1 protein-coding gene is annotated in these 359 nt (G+C 30.1%); it reads right to left on the reverse strand.

The window, feature by feature from the left end:
• Window positions 1–52: 52 nt before the first annotated feature.
• A complete protein-coding gene (locus SPADD19_RS11085; protein ID WP_061455990.1) occupies window positions 53–283 on the reverse strand; it encodes a hypothetical protein in 231 nt (76 codons plus the stop codon).
• Window positions 284–359 lie beyond the last annotated feature (76 nt).

A 359-nucleotide genomic window follows, 5' to 3' on the forward strand; every position in this document is an offset into this window, starting at 1 on the left:
TTTTTGGGGTCAGTACAATCTGGTTGCTAGGGCTTTATTATGCTATATCTTACTAGGGATGATGATCTTTTTCAGGATTGCTCATAATCTTTGTAAATATTTCTTTATATTTATATTTCAGATATTTTTCGTGTAGAATGAACAAAGCTACGTAAACAATCATAAAAACAATAGATAAATACAGCATATCAAATGTACTATGTCCAAAATAAGTTGCAGACTCATAAGATCCAATAGCTCCTAAAACCAACCAAGGAATATACTTGTAATACTTAGTTACCATAACACAGTCCCCCCTTTAATTAAACTAATGAGAATATCTAAAACTAAAAGTCATACCTGTACTTGTAGGATTATAA

It is taken from the genome of Streptococcus parasanguinis (assembly GCF_001578955.1).
Classification (GTDB): Bacteria; Bacillota; Bacilli; order Lactobacillales; family Streptococcaceae; genus Streptococcus; species Streptococcus parasanguinis_U.

Coding starts and splice junctions, on each gene's coding strand:
- SPADD19_RS11085 (WP_061455990.1), bottom strand. CDS start 283: ATGGTAACTAAGTATTACAAGTATATTCCTTGGTTGGTTTTAGGAGCT.